Origin of the sequence: Pararhizobium polonicum, assembly GCF_001687365.1 — a bacterium.
Lineage (GTDB): Bacteria > Pseudomonadota > Alphaproteobacteria > Rhizobiales > Rhizobiaceae > Pararhizobium > Pararhizobium polonicum.
Genome location: NZ_LGLV01000004.1, coordinates 670,685 through 683,480 on the forward strand (window position 1 = coordinate 670,685; position 12,796 = coordinate 683,480).

Sequence of the window (12,796 nt, forward strand, 5' to 3'; positions counted from 1 at the left end):
AGGTCCTGTGTCCTAATTACCGGATCGTCCGATCCTTCGCGCAATTGCACGGTTTCTTCGAGCCGGATCCGCCGTCACACTGGCAATTTGCCGAAATATAGGATAGGTGCGGCCCGAAAACGCATTCTGGCGTCTGTGACGCGCATATTTCGTGCGCTCCTCTACGACGCATCAAGCTCAGTTACAAGGAAGACTTATGGTCAAGGTAATCGCCTCCTCAGTCCGCAAGGGCAATGTTCTCGAAGTCGACGGCAAACTCTACGCTGTTCTGACCGCCGCGAACTTTCATCCCGGCAAGGGCACGCCGGTCACCCAGGTCGACATGCGCCGCATTTCCGACGGCGTGAAGGTTTCCGAGCGTTGGCGCACCACCGAACAGGTCGAGCGCGCCTTCGTCGAGGACAGCGAACACACCTTCCTCTACGAGGATGGCGAAGGCTTCCACTTCATGAACCCGCAGAACTACGATCAGGTCGCCGTTTCGCCTGACGTCGTCGGCGACGACAAGGCCTATCTGCAAGAGGGCATGACGGTTCAGCTGAAGATGTTCGAAGGCATCGCGCTGGCGCTGGAACTGCCGACCCGCATGACGCTGGAAATCGCCGAGACCGAACCGGTCGTCAAGGGCCAGACGGCCTCATCTTCCTACAAGCCGGCGATCCTGACGAATGGCGTGCGCACGATGGTGCCGCCGCATATCGGCGTCGGCACCCGCGTCGTCATCCTGACCGAAGACGCGTCCTACGTCGAACGCGCCAAGGACTGATCCTGACATCAGGCACGACAACGGGCGCGGCTTCAAACCGCGCCCGTTGTCGTTCCCGCCTCACAATGCGACGCTAGTGCTTCAGTTCCGGATAGGCCTCGGACACGTCGCCGGCGTCGCCATGCGTGTCGTCGTAGCCTTCCAGCGTCACCGAAACAGCGTCATCGACATCCAGCCCGCCTTCCCGGCGCACGGCGATGCGTGATCCGTTTCCCCGGACAAGGATGGCATCGCCATTGAAGCCCTGCTTCAACAGCCAGTCGCGCGGCGCATTGAGCCGGATGCGGACCTGCTGCCTATCGTCGTCCTCGCGGGCCACGACCAGTTCGTAGGAGACCGGCTGGGAATTGCCATTGATCTCCAGCTTGCCCTGGCCGTTGCCTTCGGCTGCGAATGTCAGCATGTTTTTCTCCTTCAGTGAACGTTATCGCCTGACGGCCCGTCCGACTGCGATGAGAAGGCAGGCACCGATAAAGCCGATGACCAGATAGGCGAGCCAGCCCGTGAACCCCATTCCGGCAAAGGACAGAATGGCATTGAGGACGACGGCGCCGAGAATGCCGAGAATGATATTCATGAACAGGCCCGTGTTGGACTTCATGAACATTTCTGCCATCCAGCCGGCAAAGCCGCCGATGATGATTGCTGCGATCCACCCTACACCATTGACACCCATGTCTTGCTCCTTGATTGAAACGCAACTGCTGCTGCAACCATCATAACGGCTTTGTCGCCATTATGTTCCGGGCCGGACGGGCGCTCTATCAAATGCCCTGATGTTAACCCCCACAAATATGAATTTGCCGATCACCCCCGCCTTCGGTAGAGCCGAACACGGACGATCGGTATCGCCCTTGGAGGATGGCATCTTGGATCAGCAGACAGCAGCACCGGCCTACCGGAACGATGGACCCATTCCGCCGGCGCACGTGCCGCCGGGTGCCGGCTCAACCGCTGCCCTCACCGGTGGCCTGATGTGTCTTCTGTCGATGTCGAGCGTGCAATTCGGCTCTGCGTTTTCGGCACCGGCGATTGCCGCCTATGGCCCTTTCGGCACCACCTGGCTGCGGCTGATCTGGGCAGCCCTCCTGCTTGCCATCATCGTCCGGCCGCCGGTCCTGCGCTATTCGCGGGCGCAGTGGAAGACGGCGGGGCTGCTTGGCGCATCCATGGCGGGCATGACGATGTGTTTCTTCGCGGCGATCGAGCGCATTCCGCTCGGCCTTGCCGTCGCCATCGATTTTCTCGGACCGCTTGCCGTCGCCACCTTCGCCTTCGGCCTTGGCTGGCGGCTCGTCTGGCCGCTGATCGCCGGGGCCGGCGTGCTGCTGCTCGCCCATGACGGCAACGGCTGGGTCGGTGATCCCACCGGCATTCTCTTTGCTTTTGGCGCCGCCACCGGCTGGGGGCTCTATATCGTCCTGATGAAGAAGGCCGGAAGCACCTTCGAAGGCCTGCAGGGCCTGTCGATGTCGCTGATCGTGGCGGCGATCGTTGCAACGCCGTTCGGGCTGATGGAGGTCTCGCGCATGACCGTTGAAGGCGTCGTCGCCGTCGCCGGTCTCGCCCTCCTCGTGCCGCTGATCCCCTATGCGCTGGAAATGATCGCGCTGCGCCGCATGAGCACGTCCTCCTTCGGCATCCTGATGAGCCTGGAGCCGGCGCTCGGCGCCATTGCCGGTTTCCTCGTTCTCAGCCAGCCGATGACGGCGCTGCAGATCACCGGCACCATACTCGTGGTCACTGCAAGCGCCGGAGCGACCGCCACCGGCCGTTGAATTTTCACGAAATAGTGCCGCGCTTTTTGCAAACCCGGTGATAGAGTGCGGCTTCGTAAGCGTCGTTTTATCCATCGAGGTATGCATGTTTCCACTGTCGCATATGATGAAAGCCTTCATCCGCAAGGGCCAGCTGACCGTTATCGACGCCGATGGCAAACCGCATGTTTTTTCCGGCGAGCCCGGCCCTGAAGTGACCATGCGGCTGACCGATCGCAAGCTTTACCGCAGCCTCGTCTTCAATTCCGAACTGGCCGCCGGCGAAGCCTATATGGACGGTACGCTACGCTTCGAGGAAGGCTCGAACTTACGCGATTTCCTGACGCTGTTTTCGATCAACCGGCTGTCGCTCGGCTCCTATCCGATCCAGAAGGCGCTGCGCGCCATCAAGATGCGCTTCCGCAAGCGCCAGCAGTCCAACGTCAAGGGCGAGGCGCAGCGCAACGTCGCGCATCACTACGATCTCGGCAACGATTTCTACAAACTCTTCCTCGACGAGCACATGCTCTATTCCTGCGCCTATTTCCGCGAGCCGGACGAGACGCTGGAGCAGGCGCAGCGCAACAAGCTGAGGCTGCTGGCCTCCAAGCTCTGCCTGCGGCCGGGCATGAAGGTACTCGATATCGGCTGCGGCTGGGGCGATCTGGCGCTCTATCTCGCCCAGCTCGAGGATGTCGAGGTGCTGGGCGTGACGCTGTCGAAGGAACAGCAGGCGCTGGCGACGCAGCGCGCCAAGGATGCCGGGCTCGAAGGCCGGGTCCGCTTCGAGCTGCGCGACTACCGCGAGGTCGACGAGACCTTCGACCGCATCGTCTCGGTCGGCATGTTCGAGCATGTCGGCGTCAGCCACTACGACGAATTCTTCAAGAAGCTGAACGCGCTGATGCCGGACGACGGCATCGCCGTGCTGCATTCGATCGGCCATATGAGCCCGCCCGGCATGGCCAGCGCCTGGCTGCGCAAATATATTTTCCCCGGCGCCTATTCCCCCGCCCTGTCCGAGGTTTTCGAGGTGGTGGAGCAAAACCATCTCTGGGTGAGCGATCTGGAATTCCTGCGGGTCCACTATGCGACGACGCTCAAGCACTGGGTCGAGCGCTTCGAGAAGAACCGCGCCAAGGTCGTCGAGATGTATGACGAACGCTTTGCCCGCATGTGGGAATTCTACCTGATCAGCTGCGAGATGATGTTCCGCACCGGCAGCCAGCTGGTCTTCCACATGCAGCTGTCACGTTCGCGCGATGCCGCGCCGATCGTGCGCGACTACATCACCGACCGGCAGAAGGCCTATATCGTGCGGGAACAGACGCTCAACATCACCCTATGAGCGACTGATCGCCGTCCGCCTGCCATTGCAGCCGCTTGTAGTCGAAGCCGTATTCCAGCGTCGGCTTCACCACGGCGAAATAGGGCGAGAGATCGAAATCGCGCGGCGTATAGAGCGAGTGATGGCGGATATGCAGGATCTCGGCGCGGGAATAGGACGACGTTGCCGCAGCCCGGCCGGGCGCGCGGGTGATCTCCGGCAGGATCGGATAGCGGATCTGCTCGAAGGCCTGGGCGATCAGCGTCGAGCAGATGGCCCGCGTCGGATCGCCGGACCCGAAGGCCAGCATGCGGCGGCGAAAGCGCACCGGCACCGGCGGTGTCGGCATGAAGAAACGCAGCATGTCGAGGATGTTCTTCATGTCGTATTTCAGGCCCAGCCGTGAGATCATGAACGACAGGACGGCGTTGCGGTCGTCCGGCGTCAGTCCGACGGGCCGGCAGATGCGGGTGTTGTAGGTCGCATATTTGCTGAGCGGCACCGCGACGCAGCCCTGCCCCAGATTGACCTCGATGAGCTGCGGCCGATCGATCACCGGCAGCGTTGCCTCGTCCAGCGTCAGCGGAATTTCGTCGCCGGCGAAGAAGGCGGCATGCGACCAGGTCGACTGGGTGAGATATTTGATCGCCGCCGAGACCTTGTGATTGCCTTCGATCAGGAGGATATCGCCCGGTCTCAGCGTCCGCGCCAGGGTTTCGGGATCGGATGGCGTGTAGGGCTCATAGCCGGATGTCTTTGCCGTCAGTCTTCCCGCCAGCGCCATGCCGACACGGTCGAGAAACGTATCCTTGCTGGTGAGGAGCGGGTTCATGCGGAAAGCGGCTTTCGCAGAGGCGGTTCGTCGTTCTGTTTATGTAGGAAGTTATCCGGCTGCCTGTCGAGTCCTGCCAGGGTTCAGCCGCGCGTGTTTCGGCTTGACCTTTTCGTGATGGGCTCCTATTTTTAGAATAATTCTAAACTAGGTCCCTGCCGTCATGTTTTCCCGCCTGTTTTCCGCTTTCAAACGCTCTCTCTCCTCCCTCTCCGAACAGGAGGTTCTGGCGCTTGCCATTTCATCCGAGGAAGACGACAGCCGCATCTATCTCGCCTATGCCGATGCGCTGAAGGACAGATATCCGGATTCCGCCAAGGTTTTCGAGGACATGGCCGAGGTGGAAAACACCCACAAAAACATGCTGATCGACATGCATCGCCGGCGGTTCGGCGAGCGCATTCCGCTGATCCGGCGCGAGCATGTCAGCGGCTTCCTGACCCGCCGCCCGGACTGGCTGCGCCACAACCAGTCGCTCGACGCCATGCGCCAGGAGGCGGAGCTGATGGAAACGCAGGCCTATAACTTCTATGTCGAGGCGGCGAAGAACACGTCGGATGCCGCGACCCGGCAATTGCTGGGAGACCTGGCCCTGGCCGAACAGGGGCACGAGGACATTGCCCGTATGCTGACGGAAAAGCATGTGCCGGAAGATGCGCGCAAAAAGGAGGACGAGGCCGCGCACCGCCAGTTCCTGCTCACCTATGTACAGCCGGGCCTTGCCGGGCTGATGGACGGCTCGGTCTCGACGCTCGCGCCGATCTTTGCCGCCGCATTCGCGACGCAGGATACCTGGCAGACCTTTCTGGTCGGCCTTTCGGCCTCGGTCGGCGCCGGCATATCGATGGGCTTCACCGAAGCCGCCCATGACGACGGCAAGCTTTCGGGGCGCGGTTCGCCGATCAAGCGCGGCCTTGCCTGCGGCATCATGACGACACTCGGCGGGCTGGGCCACGCCCTGCCCTATCTCATCCCGCATTTCTGGACGGCGACGATCACCGCCGGCATCATCGTCTTCTTCGAACTCTGGGCCATCGCCTTCATCCAGAACAAGTACATGGAAACACCGTTTTTGCGCGCGGCGTTCCAGGTGGTGATCGGCGGCAGTCTGGTGCTGGCGGCGGGTGTCCTGATCGGCAATGCCTGACATCGATCGCAACCAGAGCTGCCGGGATCTCTGACCCGGCTCTTGATCAACCCGGCCGCTGCACGGAATTGTCTGAAAGCAAAAACACAAGGCAGCTCATGTTCTGTTGAACCTGAGCTGCCTTGTGCAAATCCAGACAAAAACCACCTTCATCGCTGGCCTTGCAGCCGGCAATGACTACAGCGACGTCGGCACTTCGCCGCGATCGACCTTGCGGGAAAACTCGGTATCGATCCCTTGCGCCAGCTTGGCCGCCTGGCTGACCCAGTGTTCGCGCTCGATCCGTCCCGGGAAGGCGAGGTAGGAGCCGACCCATTCGGCATTTTCATCCGTCCAGGCGGCAATCTGGCGGAAATACCAGATGCCGAGTTCGTTGAGCTTCTCTTCATTGACATGGCCGATGCCGGCGACCCGCTTGAGGTTGTCGGGAGCAGTCGCACCCCTGGCTTCGGTTTTCGGGCGAATGCCGGGATGGCCGTCGCTGCCAACCGGCGGCTGCGAGACCGCCGCGACGGCGGCGGGCGCAGCAGCGGTGACAGGCGTGGCGGCGGCAACCGGCGCCACGGAAGGAGCCGCAGCTCTTACCGGAGCCTGTGCAGGGATGGGAGCCGCCGGGACCGGTGCAGCCGATGCGAACCGCTGGCTTGGGGCCGCCGCTTCGACTTCAGGCGCCCGCAGGCTGGCCAGCCAGCTTCCGGCAAAACATCCGACGATATAGCTGCCGACAAACAGCAGCGCCGTCTCCAGATAATGGCCGATCGTGCCCGGCAGCAGTTTCAGAACCGCCACCGCCACGCCGACGATGAAAGCCAGGGACAGAAGCTTGAACCAGCCCGGCCATGCGACCGACAGCGCGCCGCTGCCGGTCCGCAGGAAGCTGGAAAAGCCGACAATGCCGCCGAGGATGAGCGCCAGCAGCATCCAGAGCCAATAATGCGAAAGCAGATACATCATGATTGCACACTCCCTATTTGCCCTATTTGATTATTTGACAGAAAATTCAATGCGGCGGTTCTTCGTGCGGCCCTCTTCCGTGTCGTTTGACGCGACCGGACGGGAAGAGCCGTAACCGAAGGCGGCCAGGCGGCCGGGCGAGACACCGGCATCCTGCAGGTAGGCGACGACCGACTTGGCGCGCTGCTCGGAAAGAGCGACATTTGCGGCTTCGTCACCGGTGCTGTCGGTATTACCCGACACTTCGATCGTCTTGTTTTCCGGGCAACGGCCAACCGTGGCGACGATCAGATCGAGCAGGCCCTTGGAGGCAGACGATATCTGTGCCTTGCCGGTTTCAAAATTGATCGTCGCCGTGCTCAGCAGGGAATTGAGCGTTGTCTGGCAGCCCGCCGCATCGACGGCCGGTTCGGCGGCGCGCACCGATATCTCGACCGGTTGTGCGGTAAAGCCGGTGGGCAGCGCCGCCGCGAAGCTCTCTTGAATGCTCCCCACGGCCTGCTGATACAGGGCCTCGCCGGAAAGTTTGGCGTCGGTGTTCGACAGGGACACAGCGCCGCTGGCCAGCCGCGACAAGGCGCCAAGCGCCGCCACGGCCGCATCACCGAAGCCGGCCGGCGCGCCGGTTGCCGCCGTCAGCTTGTCGGCGATAGCGCTCCCCGCAAACAGACCTTTGACCGCATCGGCGATCTTGCTGTGGGTGTCTTCATCCGGATAATTGCCGGTGAGCGTCAGCGTTCCGGCATCCTTGGTCGCCGCGAAGGCGTAGCCGGCGGGTACGGCAGCAACCGGGACTGCGACGGCAACCGGAACGGCGGCCGGTTTGGCAGGTGCCACGACATCCGACTTGGCCAGCGTGAATCCCTGCGGCAGGGCTTTCAGCCCGGCGGCCACCTGATCGTAGAGGTCCTGCGTCGCGGCGTTTCCGGAAAGCGAAAGTGCCGTGTCGGAAAGCGAAACCCCGCCGCCCGTCAGGTGGCCGAGCTGTTCCAGGCCGAACAGCGCAGCGATATCGTATCCGGCCGGTGCACCGCTGGCATAGGTCATGTCATCCTTGATGGCAGCGCCGGAAAAAGCCGCTTTGGCGGCAGCGACGATTTTATCGCGGATGGACGGGTTGGGTACATTGCCGGTCAGGCTGACGGCTTCTCCGTCTCGCGTAGCGCTCCAGTCAAAAGGCGCTGCGACGGCCGGTGTCCTGGCATCACTGACGGCTTTGCGGACACCCCATACCGATGCGGCGGTACTGGCAGTCTTGGCCGCGTCCTCGGTGGAAAACGTCATGCCTGAAATGGAGACATCACGGCCGGCAACGGCAATGGCCGGGTCTGCGATCGACGACCCGAGCGCGGCGGTTGCCCGGTCGCGGAGATCGGCAACAATGGATTTATGCACGACACCCGTGGCCACGAACCACAGGAGAACCAGCGGGAGCAGACCCCACCACCATTTTGACGGCTGACTCATCGACTTCTCCTTAAACTGAAAACAAACAATTCAAGCATGACGTGTATTGACGAAGATTATGCATGAGCACGGGATTTCGACCTCCGATAGTATCGGACTGGCTACTACAACGGCTTTCCCCGCAAGAAGTTCCGTTGGCGCAACGGCTTTGTTGCGCGGGCGCCAAACGCCACAATCCCAGCATCCGCACGAGAGACAGGCGCGGCGCGTGACGCTGGGGAGGGGGCAATCGTACCGGGACGATGTTGCGGCGCGTTTTATGCCTTGCGCGGAACCTTCTCCGGCAACCGGTGCAGCCTATACGTTTATCTGTGGAGCGGCCGATGGCCGGTGCGCGCGGCCGCTAGCCGAGGTCGCTATTCGCTTGGTGCACCCTGCGGGTCGGGGACCAAACCTGAAGATGTGCGGACGTAGGCTGACCCAACGGGAGCATCCAGTAGCGGGATGATCTCGGGGTCGTAGTTGGCAATTGTATTCACGTCATAGATTGCGTGGTTGTTGACCTCGGCCATGTAATCATCGCTCTCATCACCCGCGAGAAAAGCCCACCCGCTATCGATGTCGTTAAGGGGCCGAGTGCGATACATATAACCTACAGGGCGACCATCGACTGTTATCCGATCGCTTGCAATCGCCCCACCGCGCCCCTTTGCTAGCGGCCGGATTTGATTTGCGGACAGCTTGAAATCTTTGCTCACTGACGTTTTCCTGCTTTCGAATTTAACCGGAACACCAAAGCCCACTACGGTCAAGGTCAAGACCAAGTGCAATGTACGGAGGGAGCGCATTCGCGTATCGTATCGAGATCATTGTCTCGGTCGTTCCCGAGGCGGGCTCACGACGAAAATCCATGCGGTCGTTAATGGGCAAGGCCTCCCGATCCGGCTGAGCCTGACGGCTGGGCAAAGCCATGACGGACAAGCTGTCCGACGATTTGCTCGACCACGTTGCTGCTGGAACAATCGTCGTCGCGGACAAGGCTTACGAAGCCGATCGCATCCGGGCGTCTCTCCGTGGCAGGGGCGCGTGCGCCAATATTCAACCCAAGACCAACCGCCGGTCAAAACCGTACTTCAGCACTTGGCTCTACCGCGAGAGCGGAACCTGATCGAGCGCTTCTTCTCCAAGTTGAAGCACTTCCGACGCGTTGCCACCCGCTACGATCAGCTGGCCGAAAACTTCATTGCCATGATCCAACTCGCCTGAATGCGCCTGTGGCTCCGCGTTTATGAGTCTACGGCTTAGTTCCCGACCGAACCAACCAGCACTTCCGCGCCGTTTTCGATCGTGACCCAGCGACCGGTGTTGAAGGTGGCCTGGCGCTTGAGGAAGCGGTAGGGCGTCTTTGTCCAGAGCTTCACCTCGTTGTCGAGATTGTCGAGGATGAAATCGCCCTGCGCCGTGCGCACGGTCAGAACCGCGTGGCCTTCGCCATCCGGCTTGCGGACAACGGTGATCAGAAGATCGGACGGGGAGAAGCCCTTCTCCATCAGGCGCTTGCGCTTCAGGAGGACGAAGTCCTCGCAGTCGCCGGCGCCGGCATCCGGATAGGCCCAGACCTCTTCCTTGCCGTAAAGCTCCATATCCGTCATCGGCGTGATCTCGCGATTGACGGTGAGGTTGACCTGACGGATGACCGACCAGCCAAAATCGGTGACGCGCGGCGCAACCGTCGACTTGGACTTGATCTCGCATTCGGCGCGATGGGTCTGGCAGAATTCGTAATGGCCGATCGGCTGGGAGGTGATGGCGCCGGTCTGCATCGAGAGCGCGGTCACCGTCGGCGCCGGGATTGCCGCGCCTGCCGATGCGAAAACAGCCGCAAGTGCCACGACCACTTTCCTAATCCCAGTCAACTGCGCCATACAAGTCCCCTGTGACGGGGCTTTCTTCCGGAACAGTCCCGAAGAATCCCCGCGAAAATCTGAAACTGTCGTCAGCTTTCGCGGTCAAACTCCGCCGCAGGCTGCTCTAATCGTTAACAAAGAGTTAACAGCGCGCCCGAAACGAAGTCAATCTGGAGAATTGGGGATTACCGGATATGGTTAAGATGCGCGGCAAATGCGCATCACGCCCGGTTTTCGAGGGGGTTCAGCCCGCCGCCACGGCATCGACGGCGGCCAGAATCCGCTCGATATCCTGTGGCCGCGACAGGCGATGATCGCCATCGCGGATCAGCGTCATCACGACATCGTCGGATGGCAGATGCTCCATCAGCTTCAGCGCATGGCCATAGGGCACGTCGGGATCCTGCATGCCCTGCAGGATATGCACCGGGCAGCCGGTCTCGATGATGCCGGTGAGCACCCGGTTCTGCCGGCCGTCCTCGATCAGCCGGGCGGTATAGATATTGGGATCGGGACCATAGGGCGTCGGCTCCTCGAAATAGCCGCGCTCGGCCAGCGATGTGCGCTCGGCCTCCGTCAGGTTCGGCTCGATCAGGTCGCTGGTGAAATCGGGCGCCGGCGCGATCAGCACCAGACCGGCGATCCGGCCACCCTCGCCGCGGGCGCGCAGCTCGGCGATCAGCCGCAGCGCCACCCAGCCGCCCATCGACGAGCCGACGAGGATCATCCGCCCGGGGCCGACATGATCGATGACCGCAAGGCTTTCCTCCAGCCAGCGGGACATGGTGCCGTCGGCAAAGGCGCCGCCGGAAAGGCCATGGCCGGAATAGTCGAAGCGGATGCAGGCGCTGCCGGATGCCGCCGCATGACGCTCGAGCTCGACGGCCTTGGTGCCGGCCATGTCTGAGCGGTATCCGCCGAGCCAGACCAGCGCCGGCCGGCTGTTTCCGTTTTCCGCGGGCAGGATGCGCATGGCGATGCGGCGCGATTCGACACCGCTGCCGACATCTAAAGTGTCGGGCGTGGCGTCCGAGATTGGCAATGACATGCAACTTTTCCCTGTTTTGAGCGTTTGCCGCCGATTTTCTTTCTAAAACAGATTCTCCGAATGCCTGACAGGTGGTGATTTTTGCAAAGAGCTGTGTTATTGACTTTTCCGCAGCAATTTACACATGAAGACCAAGCGGCAGTTGAACGGCACGTTTGCCGGGACATAGCGCTATCATCCGACATTGCAGACTTAACAGCTCGAGGAGAGTACGACCATTCGCAGACCGTTCAAAACGGACGCCCCGACAAAAGACGGGCCCCGCTCTAACAAGGAAATCCGGTCCCTCCGGGTTCAGCTCATCGACGCCGAAGGTGTCAACCACGGCAGCATCCCCACCGATCAGGCGCTCCGCATGGCGGAAGAACTGGGTCTCGACCTCGTCGAGATCTCGCCGAATGCGGAGCCGCCGGTGTGCAAGATCCTTGACCTGGGCAAATTGAAATACGCCACCCAGAAGAAGGCGGCGGAAGCACGCAAGAAGCAGAAGATCATCGAGATCAAGGAGATCAAGATGCGTCCCAACATCGACACGCACGACTACGACGTGAAGATGCGGGCGATGAACCGCTTCTTCGAGGAAGGCGACAAGGTCAAGGTGACGCTGAAGTTCCGCGGCCGTGAAATGGCCCACCAGGAACTCGGCATGAAGCTTCTGCTTCAGGTCAAGGAAGACACCGTGACCATCGCCAAGGTCGAAGCCGAGCCCAAGCTCGAAGGCCGTCAGATGATGATGGTGCTGGCACCGCGCTAAACACCTGTTTTCAGGATCGCACCTGATGAAAGCCGCCAATCCGGCGGCTTTTTCATATGGACGGCTTTCCTATCGAAGGCTGGCAATACGGAAATATCGGGGCGTTTCCCGAATCCCATTGCACTTTGCGGGCGCTTCGGTTACAAGCCCCCGTCCGAACGGTCCGGCAGGGCATGCCGTGGCCGTTCTTTACGCTGGAGACGACCTCGTCAGTCGATCTCGAAATCAAGAAAAATGGAGTAGCAAAATGCCCAAGATGAAGACGAAATCCTCGGCCAAGAAGCGGTTCAAGATCACCGCCACCGGCAAGGTCATGGCAGCTGCCGCAGGCAAGCGCCACGGCATGATCAAGCGGTCCAACAAGTTCATTCGCGATGCGCGTGGCACCATGGTGCTTGCAGAGCCTGATGGCAAGAAGGTCATCAAGAACTACCTGCCCAACGGTCTCTAAGACGTCTGGCACTTTTGGATTTTTAAGGAGATCATGACATGGCACGTGTAAAACGCGGCGTAGCAGCTCACGCCAAGCACAAGAAGACACTCAAGGCAGCCAAGGGCTTCTACGGCCGCCGCAAGAATACCATCCGCGCCGCCAAGGCAGCCGTGGATCGTTCGAAGGCTTTTGCCTATCGCGACCGCAAGGTCAACAAGCGCAACTTCCGCGCTCTCTGGATCCAGCGCATCAACGCTGCCGTTCGCGAACATGGCCTGACCTACGGCCGTTTCATCGACGGTCTGTCGAAGGCTGGCATCGAAGTCGACCGCAAGGTTCTGTCCGACATGGCTATCCATGAGCCGGCAGCATTCGGCGCGCTCGTCGCCGCTGCCAAGAAGGCGCTGGAATACCTCAAGGACGCAGGCACCACCAACGAGTTTGAAAGCGCGGTTCGTTAAGAC

15 protein-coding genes and 1 pseudogene are annotated in these 12,796 nt (G+C 61.1%); 8 read left to right on the top strand and 8 right to left on the bottom strand.

The window, feature by feature from the left end; translation table 11 throughout:
• Positions 1 to 196: 196 nt before the first annotated feature.
• On the top strand, positions 197 to 766 hold the full coding sequence (gene efp / locus ADU59_RS04985; protein ID WP_068952217.1) for an elongation factor P: 570 nt from the start codon (positions 197 to 199) through the stop codon (positions 764 to 766).
• Positions 767 to 839: 73 nt separating this feature from the next.
• On the opposite strand, the gene ADU59_RS04990 is transcribed toward efp, so the two are convergent.
• Both ADU59_RS04990 and ADU59_RS04995 read right to left on the bottom strand, forming a co-directional pair.
• Positions 840 to 1,169, bottom strand: a complete 330-nt coding sequence (locus ADU59_RS04990; protein ID WP_068952219.1) for a hypothetical protein — start codon at positions 1,167 to 1,169, stop codon at positions 840 to 842.
• Positions 1,170 to 1,190: 21 nt separating this feature from the next.
• Positions 1,191 to 1,442 carry a GlsB/YeaQ/YmgE family stress response membrane protein gene (locus ADU59_RS04995; RefSeq protein ID WP_068952221.1) on the bottom strand — a complete coding sequence of 84 codons (252 nt, stop codon included), beginning with the start codon at positions 1,440 to 1,442 and terminating at the stop codon, positions 1,191 to 1,193.
• A 193-nt stretch (positions 1,443 to 1,635) separates the two neighbouring features.
• Here ADU59_RS04995 and ADU59_RS05000 point away from each other — a divergent pair, with 193 nt between their 5' ends.
• The gene (locus ADU59_RS05000; protein WP_068952223.1) at positions 1,636 to 2,544 is read left to right on the top strand and encodes an EamA family transporter; all 909 of its coding nucleotides are present in this window, start codon (positions 1,636 to 1,638) and stop codon (positions 2,542 to 2,544) included.
• An 85-nt stretch (positions 2,545 to 2,629) separates the two neighbouring features.
• Positions 2,630 to 3,871: an SAM-dependent methyltransferase gene (locus tag ADU59_RS05005; RefSeq protein ID WP_068952225.1), complete on the top strand. Its 1,242-nt coding sequence runs from the start codon at positions 2,630 to 2,632 to the stop codon at positions 3,869 to 3,871.
• Here the strand turns inward: ADU59_RS05005 and ADU59_RS05010 are convergent.
• Positions 3,861 to 4,682: a C40 family peptidase gene (locus tag ADU59_RS05010; protein WP_068952227.1), complete on the bottom strand. Its 822-nt coding sequence runs from the start codon at positions 4,680 to 4,682 to the stop codon at positions 3,861 to 3,863. The genes ADU59_RS05005 and ADU59_RS05010 overlap by 11 nt on opposite strands.
• 163 nt (positions 4,683 to 4,845) lie before the next feature.
• Between ADU59_RS05010 and mbfA the strand changes: the two genes are divergently transcribed.
• Complete coding sequence (gene mbfA / locus ADU59_RS05015; protein ID WP_068952230.1) at positions 4,846 to 5,829, top strand: iron exporter MbfA; 984 nt, start codon at positions 4,846 to 4,848, stop codon at positions 5,827 to 5,829.
• Between the two features lie 177 nt (positions 5,830 to 6,006).
• Here mbfA and ADU59_RS05020 read toward each other — a convergent pair whose 3' ends face one another.
• The 3 genes from ADU59_RS05020 to ADU59_RS05030 form a co-directional block, all read right to left on the bottom strand.
• A complete protein-coding gene (locus ADU59_RS05020; protein ID WP_068952232.1) occupies positions 6,007 to 6,783 on the bottom strand; it encodes a hypothetical protein in 777 nt (258 codons plus the stop codon).
• Between the two features lie 30 nt (positions 6,784 to 6,813).
• Positions 6,814 to 8,250, bottom strand: a complete 1,437-nt coding sequence (locus ADU59_RS05025) for an OmpA family protein (RefSeq protein WP_068952234.1) — start codon at positions 8,248 to 8,250, stop codon at positions 6,814 to 6,816.
• A 356-nt stretch (positions 8,251 to 8,606) separates the two neighbouring features.
• A complete protein-coding gene (locus ADU59_RS05030; RefSeq protein ID WP_068952621.1) occupies positions 8,607 to 8,948 on the bottom strand; it encodes a DUF2185 domain-containing protein in 342 nt (113 codons plus the stop codon).
• Positions 8,949 to 9,054: 106 nt separating this feature from the next.
• On the opposite strand from ADU59_RS05030, the pseudogene ADU59_RS05035 reads away from it, so the two are divergent.
• Positions 9,055 to 9,456: pseudogene (locus ADU59_RS05035) on the top strand (IS5 family transposase); the annotation flags it as partial.
• 35 nt (positions 9,457 to 9,491) lie between these two features.
• On the opposite strand, the gene ADU59_RS05040 reads toward ADU59_RS05035, so the two are convergent.
• Both ADU59_RS05040 and ADU59_RS05045 read right to left on the bottom strand, forming a co-directional pair.
• A complete protein-coding gene (locus tag ADU59_RS05040) occupies positions 9,492 to 10,115 on the bottom strand; it encodes a transglutaminase-like cysteine peptidase (protein WP_068952236.1) in 624 nt (207 codons plus the stop codon).
• Between the two features lie 226 nt (positions 10,116 to 10,341).
• On the bottom strand, positions 10,342 to 11,145 hold the full coding sequence (locus tag ADU59_RS05045; protein WP_068952238.1) for an alpha/beta hydrolase: 804 nt from the start codon (positions 11,143 to 11,145) through the stop codon (positions 10,342 to 10,344).
• 217 nt (positions 11,146 to 11,362) lie between these two features.
• Between ADU59_RS05045 and infC the strand changes: the two genes are divergently transcribed.
• The 3 genes from infC (at position 11,363) to rplT (ending at position 12,793) form a co-directional block, all read left to right on the top strand.
• Complete coding sequence (gene infC, locus ADU59_RS05050) at positions 11,363 to 11,899, top strand: translation initiation factor IF-3 (RefSeq protein WP_083198124.1); 537 nt, start codon at positions 11,363 to 11,365, stop codon at positions 11,897 to 11,899.
• 247 nt (positions 11,900 to 12,146) lie between these two features.
• Positions 12,147 to 12,350, top strand: a complete 204-nt coding sequence (rpmI, locus tag ADU59_RS05055; RefSeq protein ID WP_018323613.1) for a 50S ribosomal protein L35 — start codon at positions 12,147 to 12,149, stop codon at positions 12,348 to 12,350.
• Positions 12,351 to 12,388: 38 nt separating this feature from the next.
• The gene (gene rplT, locus ADU59_RS05060) at positions 12,389 to 12,793 is read left to right on the top strand and encodes a 50S ribosomal protein L20 (protein ID WP_068952243.1); all 405 of its coding nucleotides are present in this window, start codon (positions 12,389 to 12,391) and stop codon (positions 12,791 to 12,793) included.
• Positions 12,794 to 12,796: the final 3 nt, after the last annotated feature.

Coding starts and splice junctions, on each gene's coding strand:
- efp (WP_068952217.1), top strand. CDS start 197: ATGGTCAAGGTAATCGCCTCCTCAGTCCGCAAGGGCAATGTTCTCGAA.
- ADU59_RS04990 (WP_068952219.1), bottom strand. CDS start 1,169: ATGCTGACATTCGCAGCCGAAGGCAACGGCCAGGGCAAGCTGGAGATC.
- ADU59_RS04995 (WP_068952221.1), bottom strand. CDS start 1,442: ATGGGTGTCAATGGTGTAGGGTGGATCGCAGCAATCATCATCGGCGGC.
- ADU59_RS05005 (WP_068952225.1), top strand. CDS start 2,630: ATGTTTCCACTGTCGCATATGATGAAAGCCTTCATCCGCAAGGGCCAG.
- ADU59_RS05010 (WP_068952227.1), bottom strand. CDS start 4,682: ATGAACCCGCTCCTCACCAGCAAGGATACGTTTCTCGACCGTGTCGGC.
- mbfA (WP_068952230.1), top strand. CDS start 4,846: ATGTTTTCCCGCCTGTTTTCCGCTTTCAAACGCTCTCTCTCCTCCCTC.
- ADU59_RS05020 (WP_068952232.1), bottom strand. CDS start 6,783: ATGATGTATCTGCTTTCGCATTATTGGCTCTGGATGCTGCTGGCGCTC.
- ADU59_RS05025 (WP_068952234.1), bottom strand. CDS start 8,250: ATGAGTCAGCCGTCAAAATGGTGGTGGGGTCTGCTCCCGCTGGTTCTC.
- ADU59_RS05040 (WP_068952236.1), bottom strand. CDS start 10,115: ATGGCGCAGTTGACTGGGATTAGGAAAGTGGTCGTGGCACTTGCGGCT.
- ADU59_RS05045 (WP_068952238.1), bottom strand. CDS start 11,145: ATGTCATTGCCAATCTCGGACGCCACGCCCGACACTTTAGATGTCGGC.
- rpmI (WP_018323613.1), top strand. CDS start 12,147: ATGCCCAAGATGAAGACGAAATCCTCGGCCAAGAAGCGGTTCAAGATC.
- rplT (WP_068952243.1), top strand. CDS start 12,389: ATGGCACGTGTAAAACGCGGCGTAGCAGCTCACGCCAAGCACAAGAAG.